Here is a 17,649-nt window from a genome sequence, read left to right as displayed (position 1 = left end):
GCAGTTATGTCTAGATCAAAATAGTCCCATGAAACACACCTTTCGCGTTGCCGCACGTGCCCTCAAGCAGATGGGCGCTGAGATGATCACATCTGATGACGTGGCCCTCAATGAGCTGATTAAAAACGCTTTTGACGCGAGGTCTCCTCGGGTGACAGTGGCCATTGATGCGCCGGCGGATTCGGCTGCTTTGGCGCTCGTTGCAGAGAAGGTGAAGAAAGAAAAGCTCGGAAAAAAGGTAACTCTAGAGATGGCTGAGAAGGCAATTTCATCGGACCTAAGCTCTGTCGTTAGAACCCAATTAATCGCCGAGTTTGCCGAACACATGGATACTCAAGATCAGTTTCTTGCATTCGTAAATAAATTTCGGAAAGAACGATTCAAAATCGTTGTGAGTGATACGGGTATTGGGATGAGTGCTGATGACGTCGCTTCGCGGTTTTTAGTTATTGGGACCCCTGGCAAATATATCGCCAAGAAAAATGCAGCTTTTGGAGATCCGACAATTCTGGGTGATAAAGGAATTGGGCGTCTTTCGATGATGAGATTAGGGCAGACGGCTGCCGTCAAGTCAAAGCAGTCAGGCGATCAAACGCTGCACACTGTCAGGTTTTCTTGGGCTGAGTTCGACGATCCGCAAAAATTTCTCGATGAGGTCCCCATCGAGACTTCAGAAGAAGTCTTCGACGGCGACGTCCAAAGCAGCGGAACGAGCGTCGCCATCAGCAATTTGACTGCCTTGTGGACGGCTGAGAAGGTCGGTAGTTTTATTCAGAAATATCTTCGTCGGCTGCAAAATCCATTTTTCGCCAATAAGCGCCGATACCCCGTGGACGTGTTGCTTAACGGGCACCGGCAACCTATCGCCACTATTCCTGAATGGCTAGAAAAATGTTCTCAGTTCAGAGCGACGGTTGTCTTCAATCCAAAGGGTGTTGATGCCGCCGGAAGCGTTATGCGGCGTAGTGTAATGTGGAGGAATTCGACGGTATCTGACGATAGAAGTTGGACCCTCAGTGAGCTGACAGAACGACTTGGTTACCCAGAAGAGCTTTTTCATAGCCTTGGACCTTTTGAAGCCACTTGCTTGTGGTTTAACAGGCAGGCTTTGTTTGCGAATACGGTTGACCGAAGCAGAACGGATGTCACAAACGAGCTGAATCTTTGGTGTGGCGGTTTCGCTATTTACCGCGATGGCTTTCGCGTCGGGCAAACAGGTGGCATGGAAGACGATTGGCTCGAGTGGGACAGTCGCGCCCTTAAAACCAAAGGCTATGCGTTAAATCGCTACCAGACAGTGGGAAGCGTATCCATCTCCTCAGTCAATAACCCCAAATTAGTTGACGCAGCTAATCGAGAGCGTCTGGTTGCTTGTCCCGAGCAACAGCTTCTTAAAGCTTTGCTTGGCGAGGAAATCGTCACCGAACTTCGTGGTCTTATTGGCCTCACTCAGGAAGCCCAAGCAAAAATTGCCTTATCGCAAGAATCCACGGAGGAGTCGCTCAGACGCTCGGAGGCAGGGCTCACTAAGACCCTGCGCACTTTCAATCAAATCGTCAGCTTTATTCCGGCGGAGCACAAGCACAAAATCGTAGAAATTCGTGAGGAGATCAACAGCCAGGTTGAATACGTAAAGACGATCAAACGGGCTCTTGATCTCGCACGAGAGACGCGCGTCGAATTGCTCGAACTTGCCAATATCGGCCTCGTAGTTGAAATAGTCATCCATGAGCTGACTCGGTTAACCGAACGCACAGGGGAGCTACTGGCGCAGCTACAGGGCAACAAAAAGACTGACGACATAGTAGATCTGATCGACAATCTACGCGGGCAGATCGTCGCTACCAACAAGCGCATTCGAACGGTTGATGCCATGAGTCCGTCTGGGCGCAATAGACGTGAAAAATATGATGCAGTTGCCCAAGTTAAAACGGTTTTGAATGGCTTTGAGCCAAGATTTAAGCGTCACGAAATCAGGTCAGTGTTGAAAGTAGATGGCGGCTCGGCAGACAAGACGCTTCCTGTTCATATGGTTCGCGGTCTTATAGCCCAGGCCTTGGAGAATCTTTTATCCAATTCTGCCTACTGGTTGCAAAAGTCCATCAAGAGCGGAGATGAGCAGCGCCTTCTCACGGTTGAAATTGACACTAAAGCATTCACGATCTCCGTGACGGACAACGGTCCGGGAATCGATCCTGAATACGCTACCACTGTGTTTAGACCATATTTTTCGATGCGAAGAAAAGGCAAAGGCCTTGGCCTTTATATCGCTTCTGAACTCGCCGCTTATCACGGTGGGCGTCTTTATCTGGATGAAGTTCAGGATGACGATGGCAAGCTCAGAACGTTTATCTTGGAACTTCCTAAGGATGGTGATGCATGATCGCACACAGCATTTGCAATGGATTGGCTATCGCTTCAGCCACTCCCGAGTTCGTAGACCATGCCGCCCACACTGCTGCTCCGAAAGCAGCATCAACTGAGCCGCTTGTCGCGCCGCCTGCAATAAAGATATTGGTAGTGGATGATGAGCTCGCGGGTATGGATCGCTCTCACTTAGATCAGCTTGATCCTGGAGCTGGTGCATTGCTCGGTGACCCAGACAGTCCTGAAGCGGTTGAAATCCTTGCAATCGCTGGTCAGATCTTTGACGCTAGCGAGATGCAAAATGACCATGCGAAATTTGCATCATTTTTGACGTCTGATGGTTTCATACAAGAGGTTCTCGTCCAACCGATATTCGATGTCAAAGCTACACCTGGTTTGAAAAAGCACTTCGCTAATTTTGTGGCGAAATTTGGTCGAGTGGAAGACCTGCGTTTGCAGTTTGAGCAGGCTTTTCCGAAGCCAATCTATGAAATAGATATCGTGGCGATGCGACCGCCGGCAGCAGACCTCCTTGATTACGATTTTGTATTTCTTGACCTAGTATTGAAGGCCAGTGCGAGTCCGGTGGACGAGATGACGGCCTATCTTGTGGAAATTTCAGAAGCGGCCGGTGCTTCAAGGCTTCCACCTTTGGTTTTAATGTCCACCCATGCGGAACTCAAAATCCATAGAAAAAACTTCAGCGTAAGGTCGAATATAAGCGCGGCTGGATTGTGGATATTGCCCAAAGCCGACTTGAGCGCTCTTGACTTCAAAGCGAGGGGTTTGCAGCTGGTTTATGACCAACTCACCAAACAACGAGATAGCGCACACAACATGAGGCTGTTCGTAAAATCTTGGATCAGAGCGCTCGACAATGCTCAAACAAAAGCGGCGGCAACCTTGTGGAACCTCGATGCCGCTGCCATGCAGCGCATCCATCACACGGCGATCAAAGACAACGATCCCTATGATGGGCATTTGGGAGAATTGGTTGCACGCGAGTATTTGTGGCATGTTGAATCAGATGGCCCCGTAGGTAAAGCGGTGGCGGATTTGGACCAGTGTTTCCGCAGGGAGCTAGATCCCGCTGACGTCACAAAGATCAAAAACCGTTTCCTGTCCCCCCTCGTTGACCCCAAGGTCGCTCGAGGATTATTTTCTCGATTCACTTGGGTTGGATGGCCAAGCGCAAGCGAGTTCTATGGAAAAGGAGTTGCAAGTCCAATTCAAGAATTCAACACGAGGGTGCCGTTTGGTACTGTGATCGCTAAAGAGTTGAAAGCTGGTGGCGAGTGTTTGATTCATATCACTCAGCAATGCGACCTGAACGCCGCCACTAAACCCGACCCTGACAATCGGTCGGCAATTTTTGCCACGGCCTCTATTCATGAGGCTTTGGCTCATAGCCTGCAGGCTTTTACGACTCAAGACTTGGTTGCGCGTGGACTCTATTCAGGCGATCAAGAGTTTGATCTTAAATTTATTCCTGGCAGGACAATTGCGATGCCGATTACGAATTTTCTCAGCTTTTCGGAAGCGCAAGGCTTCAAAAGTTTCGGGCGTTTGCGATCTGATATAGCAACCCATTTCGTTCAAGCAACTGCGAACCAGATGACAAGGCCTGCTTCGTTCGTCATGGCTAGAGAGGGCAGCTTCCCGGTGAAAATGTTCCTTAAAGGTGATCGATTCGGCAAGACCGGTTTGGTCACCTATCTGAACGACGAACAAAAGGGTCGGGTTGTCCAAGTGGCGAGGGACGCTTCACTTTTTTCCTTTCAAGACGACGACAGCATTCGCTTGGCGATATGGTTGGAACGTGAAATGAAAAACGCCGGAACGATCGAAGATCAGGACGTAGTGGGGCTCGCGAATGCATTTCGTCTTGGTAGAAAGCTGGATGAAACCATCATTTCCGATGTCACTTTGGGAATCTACTATGGCGACGTTGAGAAGGCGTTTCTTACGGTTAAGACAATCAACGTGCCTCTAGGTACCGTGAGGCTGATCATGGTGGCGGACACAGCCGTCAAAGATTAAGCTGCACGACTATTTATGGCATACAACGCAAGCGCCACCACCTTCGTCCTCGCCAAAAATATCGTCAATGTCCTCAATAGCATCGACAGGTCGTAGAGGATTCACGGGACGGCTGGCGAGGTCGCGTTGCTTCCGGCGTTCGAAATCGGTGACGATTTGAATGACGCGGGCTGGCTTTTCCAGTTCGCTCAATGATTCGCGCTGCGTCCATGTGAAGGGCGACCCGTGTTCAAGGGCATTCTTCTCATACTGCTTTGCTTCCTCAAATGCCTCGGGGTGGCGCTCTTTAAGGCGGACCCACTCGATCTTCTGCTGAAAGAAACAGAAAGTGCAGCCGCTGCGCGAGCGCCAGTCGTAATACTTGGGCAGACCCACTCCTGATGAGTCCAGGATGTCCATAACCCCACGCTTGTCGATGCCGGCGTCCCGGAAGGGGAGGCTTACTTTCAAGTTGTTATGCTTGGAGGTGTAGCCTTCACGGTATTCCTCATCTGCGCGGATCGCCACGTAGGTCGTAACTTTGTCGCCAGCGTTGAGCATGGGGCGAATCCATTGCTCGAACGGGGCCAACTTTAATTGGCGGGTGCACCAACGCGTCTGGGCCGAGGGCAAAAAGTTATGATATTCGCGCAGCCAAAAATCGAAGTCGCGGCGCGGATTCAGACGCAGGATGGGTTTGCCCAGAAAACCTTCGAGCCTACCAAGAAACTCATAGACCTCCGGCAGCTCTTTGCCGGTGTCGGTGAAGAAATACTCGACATCTAACTCAGGGTGGTTTTGCCGCACGAAGACCGCGAGCGCTGCGCTGTCCTTGCCGCCGGATATGCCCAAGACATGTTTGTCAGCCATGCGATTTCTCCTTTTGTGTGTCGTCATCGACAGTGAGCCTCATGCCCGCGCGGGCCAAGACCGCTAGAAGTACGTTGGTGTCCATGCCGCCTGACTTCAATTCCAATGCCAGCTTGTCGGCCATGGCTTCCACGGTTTCCCGGTGCCGATCCGACAACGAGAACGCGCGGGACACGGTGATGGTTTCGGCACCCGCGCCCATGACCACCGCGAACGCTTCGCTGGTGGGCTTTCGGCCTTTGACCGAGACGAAAGCTTCGGCTTGCCTGAACCGCAGAGCTGCCTGAGCAAGTTCAAGCTGGGCTGCGTCGATGTCCCGGTCATTCCAATCGCGCGGCGGCTTGTTCGCAGCCAAGCTCAAAATTCCTTCCATGCTTTCTTTGGTGCCGTCGTGTTTGGAGAGTCGAGCTGCGAAAGCGTCCTGGCGCAAATCGCCCGTCACGCCTTCAACCGCGAACGCCCTTGCTTGGAGACGGTCGAGCCGATCAGCCGGAGCGTCAAGCGCTTCAAGCAAAGAAGTCTCTATTTCCTTTAATAGCGCGTCATATGCGCCTGAAATTTCCACAATCGGACCTCGCAGAGCATTCACATAGGAATCGCCTCCAGAACTTTCCAAAATCGCCGCGAGATCAATGAAAAGAACCTTGTGTGGATCGTGCGCCTTCAAGAGCGTATCCCTGATCAAGCGAGCCTCGTGGCTTATGCGGTGGGTTCTCTGGCTCCACATGGGCAAGCCAACAACCAGCGCCACCAAGCCACGTGCGGCCTCTAAAGGGTCTTTGGCTCCTGAAGCAGCGCCAACCTGAGCCAATATCTCCGATATACCCGCGAGGATCCCCGTCTTTTCGGCATCGATGACGATCCAGCGAAGCGAGAATCGCTTTTCGTCTTGCAGGTATTCGTCAATGTCAGCGTCAGTCATTCGCGCGATGAAAATGCCGTCCTTATAGACGGCGACGTTTCCTTTGTGGGCGAGCAGGAATGCGGTGAAAATTACCGGAACCATTCCGTTTCTAACGCCAAAAGGCGGAGCGGCCCACATCTCGTGGATTTCAGATGCTTTGACGCGCGCATTAATGTCTGCGAACTTTTTCTTGGTCTCATCCCAGAGTTTCACGAACGTTGGTGAGTCTTTCTTAGTGGGGGGCATAAAACCCCACATGCCGTTGATGTCCTTCCGATGCAAGCCAGTCGCTTTGAGAAGCGTCTCGTAGAGTCCGCGCTCAGCTGGGAAACCCTCCATGCCCAAGGACGGCTCCTCTTCATGGGTGAGCATGCGATACAACAAATCACGGCGGCCTTTGACACTGTTGCTTGATGGGCTGTCGCGATTGATCAACTCACTCCACAACTCCGGCGCGTACTCATAGACGACGTCGGCCAAGTTGGAGGCCATGTGGGAGAGACGGCTTCCTTCCACCGGCTCAAGATCTGCTGCTGTCCAAGTGGCTTTTGAAACAGCCGCCCTGAGTTGCTCTTCAAGGTTGGCTCTGACGGATGAAAGCCTGGCTTGAACCTCACGTCGCGCTACTTGGTCACCGCTGAGTTCATGACGGGATTGGACGTGCTGCAAGGCGAGAAGTTCGGCTCCAAAATCTTCGATGCGCACGTGATTCGGCGGTACTCCGACGACCATGGGCCATGGAGCGATCCGCGATATTTCATGGCTGTGGCGCACAGCCGATGTGAGCTCAGCTGTGCGGCCAGGCAGTGCGAGCAAAAATTGACCGAACTCACCCTTCTGTGGCTTGAAGTTGGTCGTGATCCGCTCAGCATCTTCCAGTCTGCACAGGGCCATGGTCATCCACCGCATCGTGCCAGTATGGTGATAGTGACGTTTCGCGATGATCGGATAAAGATTGGTAAGGCTAGTCAACAGCGCAAAATCCACGCCCGGGAGCGCGCCTCTTGCTTGCGAAATCGCCGACTCGATGTCAAAATCGCTGCCTTCGAAAACCGACCAGGCGCTGATGTGCTTTTTGTAGAGGATTACCTTCCAGTCCGAGAGTTGCTGCAATGCCTCTTCAACTTTTCGTTTGGAGCGGTCATAAAGCACTGACACCAGAACACTCTCTTCTGCCGCCAGGCCTGATCCGTTTCGAAATAAATCGATGATCGCAATGCTCTTGATTAAAATCAGGTAGATCGATTCGCTTGTTTTCGCTTCGGTGCGCTCGACAGCTTCGACAGCCTGCGCCCAACGATGCCCGTCTGTCGAGGCGAGGATCGCTGGCTCCAAGTTAGCACGCAGGTAATCCCAGTAGTTGTCTGGCCTATACCAAGACGCCTCTGGCAACGGCGTGTTTTCCAAATAGGAGCGGAAGCCGAACGGCTCAACTGATGCTAGAAAACCAAAAGTGCTACGCTCGTTTTGTCCGAATTGCCTTTTAGATATGGGGCCGAGGAGAGCGGCCATGGCGGGATGTAGAGGCCAGCAAGCATTGAGGCTGTTCGCGAAATCAGAGCCTACGGCGGGGCGGCGCGTTCGAATTGAATCAGCAATTGCCTTCGACGCATCAAACATCCAGGGCGGCCGCTTGTCGACCTCAATTGCCCGTCCGATCAGCTCGACTACTTCATCGCTCGCAGCTACCAGCGGAATATCAGCGTATCGGCCTTGGACCTTGGTCCAGTCATCGCGGGTGTCGATACCGAGGCGCGTCGCGTATTGACTGAACGACTGATGGAGAATGCCTACGACGACGATCTTGCCCGCCGAGCGCGCTGATGCCTCGGCCAATTCCTGGAAGAAGTAAACGTCATCGCCGACCCCCAACGCGGCAGCCTCAAGAAACTTTCCCATTTCATCGATGATGATCAGGACGCCGTCATGTTGCTTTGACTCAGCCGCTTCACATAAGTCCTCGATGAGGGCGGTCGGAGAGGTTTTTTTTTCTTCGCTTCCCAGGCCGAGAGCCGCTCGCATTCCTTTTGAAAGCTCTTGCACGATGCTCGTGCGCTTTCCGACAATGGGAATCGCGAGCCAGCCCTTTTTAAAGGGAAAAGCCTCATCGAACAGGGGTAGTTTTTCAAGGCATAGGACCTCGCGAGCACGCATGCGCAATGACTTGCTTGGGCCGACGGCGCTCGCGAGAGCAACCGCCAATGACGATTTCCCCCCGCCGAAAGGTCCAGTCCAAGTGAACGCACGTTGGTTCGTGGAGGTCAGTTGCTTGCACATGCTGTCGAGAACACCAACAGCTGTGCCATGGCAGATATATCCATTTAACGCGTCAGATCGCCCATAGTCAATGTCAATGCGGATGGAGCGCTGATAGTGCCGAGCAATGCGAACAATGTCGCTTAATTTGGTTTTTGCCTCAGTCATATGCTTTTGCAATCATCTTTTCACTGAGACCGGAGAGCTTTTCCGTTTTTCGATGGACCTGACGAAGACCGGCGGTGTCCGTCCACGACAGAGCACCTTTGGTGAGGTCGTCCAAGTTGAAGAGACGTTCAGCCACTGAGTCTTCATCGAGCTTGAAGACCCGTCCAGGAGAGCCTTCGCCATACGCGATGGATTCAAATGCCAACGAACTCAGACCCGGCGCTGTAGACTCCCAAAAATCGAGCAGAGCGTACGTAAACATCCCGTCGCTGAGAGTCGTTTTTGGGCCGCGTCTAAACGCAAAATGCCCGCGGTGTTCTTCGTAAATTAAGCCGAGCTCGCCAAGCATGGACTCAGCGTAATCTTCGGGCGACCCTCCCGCAAAACGAGGGGCATAGCCTCGAATGCAAGTTTCGATGTCCCTTGAAAGCGTAGCAGGAGAGAGCTTGCGCTTCGGATCAAGCCTACGCGCGAATTCGGCGAGCGGTGCTTCTAATTCTTCTCGTGAAAAAACTGGTAAGGTCACGTGATTGAAGAGCCAATGCCATGTTGTCGCACGGTTACCTTTGCCCGCGAGCCACCAATGCGCATACCACGCCGTATTGAGATCTTCCGAATAGGGGTCCAAGCCCGCATCGTCAAATATGGCAATAGCATTTTTAGTGACGGTATAGCCAGTAGGGTCGTCATCGCGCATGACGTCGCACGCCAATGCCCAATGCCGAATCGCAGCCACCATATTTTTACCCACGCCAAAAGCAGCGATGGCATTCTCGCCAGCGAACGCGCTCTTAGGAATGATGTGACCAACCGACTCTTCGAAGGCCTTTTTAAGCCACATCTGTCTTAGAGGAAAAGTCTCATGTCCTGAAAAATAGGCTGAAGTCCGAGCTTGTATTGTGTTTTTCCCCATCATGAGATTCTACCTTGCCCACTGGAGACTATCACCAGTAGACAAGCAAAATGCTGTTTAAAAAAACAGTACAGTTATCTGGACTGTCATAACATCGAAAGTTGAAAGGAAGAGAGGCAAGCGCGTATTGATGAGTTTTCAACGGCACAACGTTCACGTAACAAACTCTTGAAACACTGTCTGAGGCAAGGAAGTCTAGTTTGTAGCGCTGCGAACACTGGCAATCGTTTGAACAATCCTCATCTCAAAATAATTCTCGATGGGCATGGCTGTTTCATTCCTTCCAAGGATTATGGGCGGATGCAGTTTTGCCTAGCTTTATTCACTAGATTCAGATGAAACTTAACATAATTAGTGTCGTGGAATGTCTCCCTTGGAAGTTAGGTACCACAGGCAATTATGTTCAATCCACTGGCAACCTCTGAGTTCAACTTGAATGCTCGGTCGCTTTGTCGATGGAAAGACCGGGCCTCTCGTCGTCCCATGCCATGGCGCTCATTTTCCAGCCCTCAGGCGTGTTGACAAACTGCGTGGTGATCATCCCTCGGGCTTCGAACGGCTTTGCATTCAATGTGCCGGATTTGGCATAGGCACTGAATCGATGCGCCACGTTGCCGAAAATCAAGGTGGATTCCGAGATTTCGGACTCATGAAACCGCGTGAGCGTGCCAGAGCCCACCAGCGCCTCCCGTGGCGCAATGAACTCCTGAACCGATGATATCTCGGGTGCAGAGCCGACGTTCTTGATGAGCAAGCCGCGTTCGATGAACAAGGCCGCAATGCTTGCGTACGAAGGCGCTTCGCCGGGCTCGAAAGACACAGCCTGGAAGAACTTCATGGTGAGACGGTCCAGTTCCGCCTTGACCAGGCTGCGCTCCAGATGGCTCATGTGTTTTGCGTCCCTTAGCGGTTTTTTACGCAGCCTCGACGTGGGCACGATAACTGTCAATGGTTCGGCGCCAGGCTGCTTGCGATTTGCAGCGTTTGGGATCGTTCAATTTAGCGCGAGTGCGCCATGAAGGCAAGGCCTGGTGCCGTAGGCCACAAGTCATTGAGCTGATCTCCTGGGCATTGAGCGGCTAGACAGACATCGACGGCCGCTGCGCCATTGCCGCTCGCCAGCGCTGCAGGTGCGGGTGTTGTTCGCCGGGCTTGATTCTCACAACGCGTGCAAAGTCAACGGCCACCACCGCAGTGATGTCGGCTAGGCTGAAACTGTCGGTGGCGATGAAGTCGCGCTCAGCCAGGCGCTCGTTGAGCATGACAAAGAACTGCTGCACCCTGGCCACGCCGCGTTGCGCCAGTTCGGGAATCTGCGGGTAATCCATCTGCCCAGGCAGCGCCCTATTGGCCATGCTTGGGGCACTGGTGCGCAGCGCTTCGGCGACTGCCAGCAGTCCCTCGAACTCAATGCGCCAGTTCCAGCTGGCGATTTTCGCCTTTTCGTGCGGGGTGGTGCCCAGTAGCGGCGGCTCCGGGTAACGCGCCTCCAGGTAGGCCGTGATCGCCGCGTTGTCGGTCAGCACGGTCCCCTCTTCCGTGCGCAGCGCCGGAACCGTGCACTGCGGATTGATGTTTTGGTAAGCGTCGCTCAATTGCTCGGAATTCCTCAAGTCCACCTGGACCGTTTCATGGGCAACGCCCTTTTCGGCGAGAAAAATGCGGGCGCGGCGCGGGCTGGGCGCGGTGGCGCAGTCGTACAGGGTGATCATGGTTGTGTTCCGCGTAGAGGATTGGACTGGACGTGCAGCTGAGCCTCAAAGCGGCGCGGCCAGCTTGTCCTGGGTCTTGGTGTCGAAGTCGCCGGCATCGTGGCGCTCGTGCAATTGGCTGGACAGCGCGCCCATGGTGCGGTTGACCATGCGACCGCGCTGGACGGCCGGACGCTGGGCAATCTGGTTTGTCCAGCGCAGCACATGGGTGTACGCCTGAACTTGCAGGAATTCGCCCGCTTCGTACAGCTGACCCCTGACCAGCGTGCCGTACCAGGGCCACACTGCCATGTCGGCAACGGTGTATTCGTCCCCCGCCAAATAGGGACTCTCGGCGAGGCGACGGTCGAGCACATCAAGCTGGCGCTTGACCTCCATCGCGTACCGATCGATCGCGTATTCTATTTTTGTTGGCGCGTAAGCGTAGAAATGACCGAAACCCCCGCCTAGAAAAGGCGCGCTGCCCATCTGCCAGAACAGCCAGGACAGGCATTCGGCGCGCTTGGGGCCATCTAGAGGAAGAAAGGCGCCGAACTTCTCGGCCAGGTACAGCAAGATCGCGCCGGACTCGAACACCCGGACCGGCGCCGGTGCGCTGCGGTCCACCAGCGCCGGGATCTTGGAATTCGGATTGACCGAGACGAAACCGCTGCCGAACTGGTCGCCGTCCTGGATCCGGATCAGCCAGGCGTCGTACTCGGCGCCCGTGTGCCCCGCGGCCAGCAGTTCCTCTAACATCACCGTCACCTTGACGCCGTTGGGCGTGCCCAGCGAATACAGCTGCAGCGGGTGGCGCCCGACCGGCAGCTCCTTGTCATGGGTCGGGCCCGCGGTCGGCCGATTGATGCTGGCGAAGCGGCCACCGTTATCCTTGATGCCAGACCAAACCCTGGGCGGCGTGTAAGAGGAGGAGGAAGAGTTGTCCATGAGGAAGGCACTTTGTCGTGGTTGAAGCTTGTTGGGCGGGGGCCAGACGCATGGTACGCGGGTCGCCGTCAATGAAGGTGTGATCCATGCTGGCTGTTTTCGCTTTCATAGACTGGAATGCTTGCGCTGAGCGGGGATTGCGGCTTGCAGGATGGGTGAAACAGAAATCGACAATAGGGGGGTCAATTTTGTGTGGGCGCCAACCCTTTGCGTTATACACAAGTCAAAAACTCTTTATAAATCAATCACTTACAAGCGATAAAAAATTGAGCAATGGGACAGCTGCGGATTACGAGAGTCCTTATGAATCAACGACTTAGCAGTGTCAACTGGAGCTGCCAGAAATCGGATTCCGACTTGTGTATAACGAAATGGCGCCAACCTGCACAGGCCCTTCAAGGTAAAAAGGCTTCCAAACCGAAGTTTGGAAGCCTTTTATGCTGTGCTCAGCGCAAGGCCAGGGCAGCTGGTGTCAAACGCCATCTTTGCCGTTGACCGGGTGGGCCGTGCTTAGTAGCCGCCGCGACCACCACCACCACCGTAGCCACCGCCGCCAGAACGATCTCCACCGCCGTAGCCGCCCCCACCCGAACGGCCGCCGCCATAGCCGCCGCCACCGCCAGAGCGATCACCGCCACCATAACCGCCTCCGCCAGAACGATCGCCACCGCCGCCACCGCCGAAGCCGCCGGTGCGTGGAGGACGTGCTTCCATTGGACGGGCTTCGTTCACGGTAATGCTGCGCCCGCCCAGAGGCTGACCGTTCATGCCGTTGATGGCCGCTTGCGCTTGGGCGTCGTTGGCCATCTCAACAAAGCCAAAGCCTTTGGAGCGACCCGTGTCGCGCTCCATCATGACTTTGGCGCTGGTGACCGTGCCGAATTGACCAAACGATTGCTGCAAGTCTTCGTCACGTACCGTGTAAGGCAGGTTGCCGACGTATAGTTTGTTGCCCATGAAGGGACTCCTCGAAAAACACAAAAACAAAAGCGATGGGGTCCCGAAAGCACAACACACACGAAAAGTAGCGCCGTCGCATGCGAAACTGACCGATCACCTGACTCTGTGCGAATGCTTTGGCACCCGCACCCTTGAAATTATGCGTCAGGACGCGCGGGCAACATCATTCCTTGCCCGCAACCTGCGTGTCCAGCGGTAGAAACGCACGGTCCCGCCGAAATCATTCAGCATCCAGTTTTACCATCAACACCGACCGAGCTGTCCATGAACGTTAAGCGCTTTCATCCGCGCGCAAATTGCCCTGAACTTGCTGGCGCGCAGCAGCCTGATCTTTTCGCTTGGCAAGTCCGGTGGCTGGGCCATTGAGTTGCCGATGTTATTTCTGGTGAGGCTCACCAAGGCTTTCGGAGCAAGCTTGCAGTGCAAGCCGAGTAAGCTTTCATGCCCTGGCTAGCTGGCTGGCTGCCGTGCTGGTATCTAGCCTGCGGCCATCAAGGCACGGGTGTCATCGCTGAAGTTGGGTTTTCAGGCGATGAAAAACCAACCCCAGTGCTGCCGTACAATGGAGGTATCCTGCAAATGCCCTGTACTGTGAAGTAACAGCATAACAAGCACAACAGCGATCAAGCCTTTCAGGCAAAGTCGCTTTCGAAATTTCCGCGCGGTGGAGCAGCCTGGTAGCTCGTTGGGCTCATAACCCAAAGGTCGTAAGTTCAAATCTTGCCCGCGCAACCAAGACAAAAGCCTCAGCGCATCCATGTGCTGAGGCTTTTTTTTGCGGGCAGCTTGGCGCCATGCATGCAAAGGTGGCCCGATTCAAGCCGCCTGTCATGACGCCGTTGCTGCCCTGCCCTGCGCCCTACGCAGCCGTGTCCTGTCGGATCAGGAAATCTTCCCGGGTTTTGCCGCCCGCCAGCAAATCATTGAGCCACTTGGGCGCCGTTCCCCGGCCGCTCCACTCCTGGCCTTGGGGACCGCGGTATTTCGCGGGCGAATGCACTACGGGCTTCTTGCCCTTGGCCGGGCTCGCCGCAGGCTTGGCCAGCGTCGCCTTGGGCTTGGTGGCTTTGGCCGCCGGACGGCTCAACTCTTCGGCCGTGATGCCGTAGGCGGCCATCTGTTCGCGCAGTTCGGCAAGCACGGCGGGCCGGTTCTTTTTCTGGAGATCCGCGGCCTGCTTTTCCATCTCGGCGATTTGCTGGCGGAGCTTGACGAGTTCATTCATGGTGGGTTTTTCTAAAGTTGTAGCAGCACGTATCGTACTGCGCCCGGGGTGCGCGCGCCTTCGTTGTTCGATGTCCTCGAGGTGTTTGACGCACCAACGAACGGGCGCCAAAGCTCACTGAGGCCGGCAATAACAAGCGCGACTTGCACACCCTGGAGCGACTTCCGCGATGGGCAGTGGTCAGCACCAACCCTTTTGGTGTTACGTTGCCGTCAAGGATGCCCTTGACGCAGTAACAACCATTTCTTGCCCCGCAGCACTGCGTAAAATGTAGGCAGCCTTGCGCAAGCCGCGCCCTGACTTGGTTTGGACGGATTTTTGGCCCCTCATCAACAAAGTTATCCACAAGAAACGCGAACAACTTGGACAACTTCGTTTTGCGGCCTGGGTGTCGTCGTCAACGACGTGTCTACTGCGGATTGCGCAGATCAACCGGATTATTAAGTTTGAAATGCGCGTACTGCTGTGCTTGAACTCTGGGCGGAACCGATACAGGAGGATATCTGGCATCTGGACCGCCCAAAAGCCGTGGCCGCCATCGAGAAAGGCCACGACATCGCACTGCTCAGGCAATTTTTGGAAAATAACGACGACCTGCCGTTGCCGGAGTTGGTCGAATCGTTTTTGCTTCGCTGCGCGCGAGATGGCCAGGCACTCAAGACTGGCGCCAGCGCAGTGCTGATCGAAAGCCGAGACTGCGAAACCGCTGACAGCGTGGCCACGCACAAGGAGACGAGCTCGCTGTGCTTGCGCGCCGGACCCAAGACTCTGGTGGTTCGCAATGAACACGTGGGCAAATTTCGGGAGAGAGTGCATGTCCTCGGGCTCGGGTTGGTGTCTTGAGGCAGGTCTATTGACGCCCGCCTGCATTTCCACCCTTGGATGCGTCTGGTCAGTGGAAACGAAGGTCCCTTCGAGATGGGAGACACCGGACTTCCAGGAAGCGGGTACTTGTGAGCGTTGGGTTACGCAGCAATGCTGCCGGGCAAGAGGTTGGCGGCTACCACCTGCAAAAGACTGACTGTAAGCGTAGCCCCGTTCGAAATTCTCACGTCAAACCCGACATCGATTTTTTCACTCTGACCGTCAGCCGCATCCCCGTGAGTCTTCCAAGTCCAGGACCGGCCATCTGCGGTCAGTTCCCATTGTGCGATGCGGACGCTGCAGGACAAGAACCCTGCACTGAACTGCCCACTGCCTCAATGCGCGGCGGCGCCTTGTTGCTGCAGGCGCTGCAGCAGCTCCCCGGTCGGGTAGCCGTCCACCGCCAAGCCCAGGCTGCGCTGGTAGTGGCGAACCCCGCGCTGCGTGGCCGGGCCCATGACCCCGTCGGGCGTGCCACTGTCAAAGCCGCGTGCGCTGAGCGCCGTCTGCAGCGCCAGCAACTCGCTGCGCGACAGCGGCATCAAGTCGCGCGGCCAGGCGGTCTGCACCGCAGGGCCGCCAGAAAGCTGCTGGGCCAGCAATCCGACGGCCCGCGCGCGCTGGCCGGAAGCAGGATCGAAGCGCCCGAAAGCAGCGGCAGCGGCGTGCCGTCCATCGACTGCACCCCCTCGGCCGCCCATTGGGTCGTCGGCTGGCGCACTTCCAGGTCGGCGCGCGCGTAATCAAATCCCGGTGGCAAGCGCACCTCGATCCCCCACGGCTGGCCGGCTTGCCATCCGGCGCTGGCCAGGAAGTTCGCGGTCGAGGCCATCACATCAGGCACGCTGCCCCAGATGTCGCGCCGGCCGTCGCCATCGGCATCGACCGCATAGGCCAGGAAGTTCGAGGGCAGGAACTGCGTCTGGCCCATCGCGCCAGCCCATGAACCGATCATCTGCGCGCAGTCGATGTCGCGGTTTTGCAGGATTTGTAAGGCCGCGAGCAACTGGCCACGCGCCCACGCTTCGCGCCGCCCTTCGAAGCCGAGCGTTGCCAGCGCGTCGATGGTCGGGATGTCGCCCACAAAGCTGCCGTAATTGCTCTCCATGCCCCAGATCGCGACAAGGACCTCGGCGGGCACGCCGTAGCGCGCGGCCATGGTGTTGACCACGGGGCGCAGTTCGAGCAGCTTGTCCTGGCCACGGGTGACGCGCTGCGGCGATAGGGCGCTGTCGAGGTAGTCCCACACCGCGCGCGTGAACTCGGGCTGCGCCCGATCCGACGCGATGACGCGCGGGATGAGGCGGACGTTGTCGAAGGCGAGATGGAGCGTGGCCTCGTCGATTCCGGCTGCGCGCGCGCCGGTGCGGAACCCGGCCACCCAGCGGGCGAACTGCTGGCTGCGCCCGGCCTCGTCGACCATGGGTGCGGCATCGGCTGCGGCCTCGGCTGCGGCCGGGCTGGCGCCGGCGCGCGATGGCACTGGTGCCTCGGGCTGGACCGGGGGAGCGGAGGCGCAACTCGCCATGGTCAAGAGCGCCAGCAGCGCGGGCACCAGCCAGCGGCGAGCCGGCGCTGGAAAACGGGATGGGGTGTGCATTCGATCCATTCTCGTCGGTCCAGGGAAACCAGGGGATCTGGCGCCCCCGCTACCGATGACGCTGCTGCCATTGCGCGCGCCTGTCGGCCACAAGCGCCCAGGGCGCGACTTGCTCGTCGTTGCGCCCAACACCCGACATCGCGCCGCTGGCGGCTGCAGCGCTTGTGGCCACCCTTCAGCACGGCGCAACAAAATTGTTCCTTTATTTCTTCATATATTGAAATACAACGAATAAAAGGAGCACAATTTGCTGATGATGCCGCAGCCCACGCAGACCCAGCGCGTTCTAGAACTGGCCCGCCAGCACGGCCTGCTGCGCTCGCGTGACCTTCAAGCGGTGGGCGCGCCCCGGGTGATGCTGACCCGCTTGATGGCCAGCGGCCAGCTGGAAAAAGTGGGCCGCGGCCTGTACCGCCTGCCCCAAACACAGATGTCGGAGGACGAAAGCCTGGCTGCCATTGCGATCAAGGTGCCGCAGGCCGTATTTTGCCTGCTCACGGCGCTGCAGTTTCACGGCCTGACCACGCAGCTGCCGCGCCAGGTCTGGCTGGCCATGCCGCGTGGCAGCCATGCGCCGCGCATCGACTATCCGCCCATCCGGATGGTGCAGTATTCGGGTCAATCGTATTCCCAAGGCATCGAGGTGTTCGAGCGCGACCGGGTGCTGCTGCGGGTCTACAGCGTGGCCAAGACGGTGGTCGATTGCTTCAAGCACCGCAGCGCCATTGGCCTGGACGTGGCGCTCGAAGCGCTCAGAGAAGCAAGAGCCAGCCAACGGGCCCGCGCCGACGAGCTCTGGCGCTTTGCCAAGATTTGCCGCGTTGCCAATGTGATGCGTCCCTACCTGGAGGCGATTGGCTGATG

The 17,649-nt window shown here is 56.1% G+C and carries 12 protein-coding genes, 1 tRNA gene and 1 pseudogene; 5 read left to right on the top strand and 9 right to left on the bottom strand.

Annotation, left to right across the window (positions count from 1 at the left end):
* The first annotated feature begins 28 nt into the window (after positions 1–28).
* Positions 29–2,383: a sensor histidine kinase gene (locus PNAP_RS22780; protein WP_011798110.1), complete on the top strand. Its 2,355-nt coding sequence runs from the start codon at positions 29–31 to the stop codon at positions 2,381–2,383.
* A complete protein-coding gene (locus PNAP_RS22775; RefSeq protein ID WP_011798111.1) occupies positions 2,380–4,407 on the top strand; it encodes a hypothetical protein in 2,028 nt (675 codons plus the stop codon). The genes PNAP_RS22780 and PNAP_RS22775 overlap by 4 nt, the downstream gene beginning before the upstream one ends.
* A gap of 9 nt (positions 4,408–4,416) precedes the next feature.
* Here PNAP_RS22775 and PNAP_RS22770 read toward each other — a convergent pair whose 3' ends face one another.
* The 7 genes from PNAP_RS22770 to PNAP_RS22740 form a co-directional block, all read right to left on the bottom strand.
* A complete protein-coding gene (locus tag PNAP_RS22770) occupies positions 4,417–5,256 on the bottom strand; it encodes a phosphoadenosine phosphosulfate reductase domain-containing protein (protein ID WP_011798112.1) in 840 nt (279 codons plus the stop codon).
* Entirely contained in the window at positions 5,249–8,584 is a 3,336-nt protein-coding gene (locus tag PNAP_RS22765) for a hypothetical protein (protein WP_011798113.1), read from the bottom strand. Before PNAP_RS22765 ends, PNAP_RS22770 begins: the two co-directional genes overlap by 8 nt.
* Positions 8,577–9,500, bottom strand: coding sequence for a DUF4007 family protein (locus tag PNAP_RS22760; RefSeq protein WP_011798114.1), 924 nt, complete (start codon positions 9,498–9,500; stop codon positions 8,577–8,579). The genes PNAP_RS22765 and PNAP_RS22760 overlap by 8 nt, the downstream gene beginning before the upstream one ends.
* 424 nt (positions 9,501–9,924) lie before the next feature.
* Positions 9,925–10,386 carry a hypothetical protein gene (locus PNAP_RS22755; protein ID WP_011798115.1) on the bottom strand — a complete coding sequence of 154 codons (462 nt, stop codon included), beginning with the start codon at positions 10,384–10,386 and terminating at the stop codon, positions 9,925–9,927.
* Positions 10,387–10,576: 190 nt separating this feature from the next.
* Positions 10,577–11,209, bottom strand: a complete 633-nt coding sequence (locus PNAP_RS22750; protein ID WP_011798116.1) for a glutathione S-transferase family protein — start codon at positions 11,207–11,209, stop codon at positions 10,577–10,579.
* Between the two features lie 45 nt (positions 11,210–11,254).
* The gene (yghU, locus tag PNAP_RS22745) at positions 11,255–12,136 is read right to left on the bottom strand and encodes a glutathione-dependent disulfide-bond oxidoreductase (protein WP_011798117.1); all 882 of its coding nucleotides are present in this window, start codon (positions 12,134–12,136) and stop codon (positions 11,255–11,257) included.
* Between the two features lie 510 nt (positions 12,137–12,646).
* Complete coding sequence (locus tag PNAP_RS22740; protein WP_011798118.1) at positions 12,647–13,093, bottom strand: RNA recognition motif domain-containing protein; 447 nt, start codon at positions 13,091–13,093, stop codon at positions 12,647–12,649.
* Between the two features lie 661 nt (positions 13,094–13,754).
* Here PNAP_RS22740 and PNAP_RS22735 point away from each other — a divergent pair.
* Positions 13,755–13,831: transfer RNA gene (locus PNAP_RS22735), tRNA-Met, on the top strand.
* Between the two features lie 124 nt (positions 13,832–13,955).
* Here the strand turns inward: PNAP_RS22735 and PNAP_RS22730 are convergent.
* Positions 13,956–14,321 (bottom strand): H-NS histone family protein, encoded by a 366-nt coding sequence (locus PNAP_RS22730; RefSeq protein WP_011798119.1) that lies wholly within the window; start codon positions 14,319–14,321, stop codon positions 13,956–13,958.
* Between the two features lie 465 nt (positions 14,322–14,786).
* Between PNAP_RS22730 and PNAP_RS22725 the strand changes: the two genes are divergently transcribed.
* Positions 14,787–15,164 carry a hypothetical protein gene (locus tag PNAP_RS22725; protein WP_011798120.1) on the top strand — a complete coding sequence of 126 codons (378 nt, stop codon included), beginning with the start codon at positions 14,787–14,789 and terminating at the stop codon, positions 15,162–15,164.
* A gap of 356 nt (positions 15,165–15,520) precedes the next feature.
* On the opposite strand, the pseudogene PNAP_RS22720 reads toward PNAP_RS22725, so the two are convergent.
* Positions 15,521–16,794: pseudogene (locus tag PNAP_RS22720) on the bottom strand (lytic murein transglycosylase).
* A 247-nt stretch (positions 16,795–17,041) separates the two neighbouring features.
* Between PNAP_RS22720 and PNAP_RS22715 the strand changes: the two are divergent.
* Positions 17,042–17,647 carry a type IV toxin-antitoxin system AbiEi family antitoxin domain-containing protein gene (locus PNAP_RS22715; protein WP_041377697.1) on the top strand — a complete coding sequence of 202 codons (606 nt, stop codon included), beginning with the start codon at positions 17,042–17,044 and terminating at the stop codon, positions 17,645–17,647.
* The last annotated feature ends 2 nt before the right edge of the window (positions 17,648–17,649 follow it).

The organism is Polaromonas naphthalenivorans CJ2, from assembly GCF_000015505.1.
In the GTDB taxonomy this organism is placed as follows: Bacteria; Pseudomonadota; Gammaproteobacteria; order Burkholderiales; family Burkholderiaceae_C; genus Polaromonas; species Polaromonas naphthalenivorans.
The sequence above is the reverse complement of the archived record's forward strand: the minus strand, read 5'-3'. Positions and strand labels throughout refer to the sequence as shown.

Coding starts and splice junctions, on each gene's coding strand:
- PNAP_RS22780 (WP_011798110.1), top strand. CDS start 29: ATGAAACACACCTTTCGCGTTGCCGCACGTGCCCTCAAGCAGATGGGC.
- PNAP_RS22760 (WP_011798114.1), bottom strand. CDS start 9,500: ATGATGGGGAAAAACACAATACAAGCTCGGACTTCAGCCTATTTTTCA.
- PNAP_RS22750 (WP_011798116.1), bottom strand. CDS start 11,209: ATGATCACCCTGTACGACTGCGCCACCGCGCCCAGCCCGCGCCGCGCC.
- PNAP_RS22730 (WP_011798119.1), bottom strand. CDS start 14,321: ATGAATGAACTCGTCAAGCTCCGCCAGCAAATCGCCGAGATGGAAAAG.
- PNAP_RS22755 (WP_011798115.1), bottom strand. CDS start 10,386: ATGAGCCATCTGGAGCGCAGCCTGGTCAAGGCGGAACTGGACCGTCTC.
- PNAP_RS22715 (WP_041377697.1), top strand. CDS start 17,042: ATGCCGCAGCCCACGCAGACCCAGCGCGTTCTAGAACTGGCCCGCCAG.
- yghU (WP_011798117.1), bottom strand. CDS start 12,136: ATGGACAACTCTTCCTCCTCCTCTTACACGCCGCCCAGGGTTTGGTCT.
- PNAP_RS22775 (WP_011798111.1), top strand. CDS start 2,380: ATGATCGCACACAGCATTTGCAATGGATTGGCTATCGCTTCAGCCACT.
- PNAP_RS22740 (WP_011798118.1), bottom strand. CDS start 13,093: ATGGGCAACAAACTATACGTCGGCAACCTGCCTTACACGGTACGTGAC.
- PNAP_RS22765 (WP_011798113.1), bottom strand. CDS start 8,584: ATGACTGAGGCAAAAACCAAATTAAGCGACATTGTTCGCATTGCTCGG.
- PNAP_RS22770 (WP_011798112.1), bottom strand. CDS start 5,256: ATGGCTGACAAACATGTCTTGGGCATATCCGGCGGCAAGGACAGCGCA.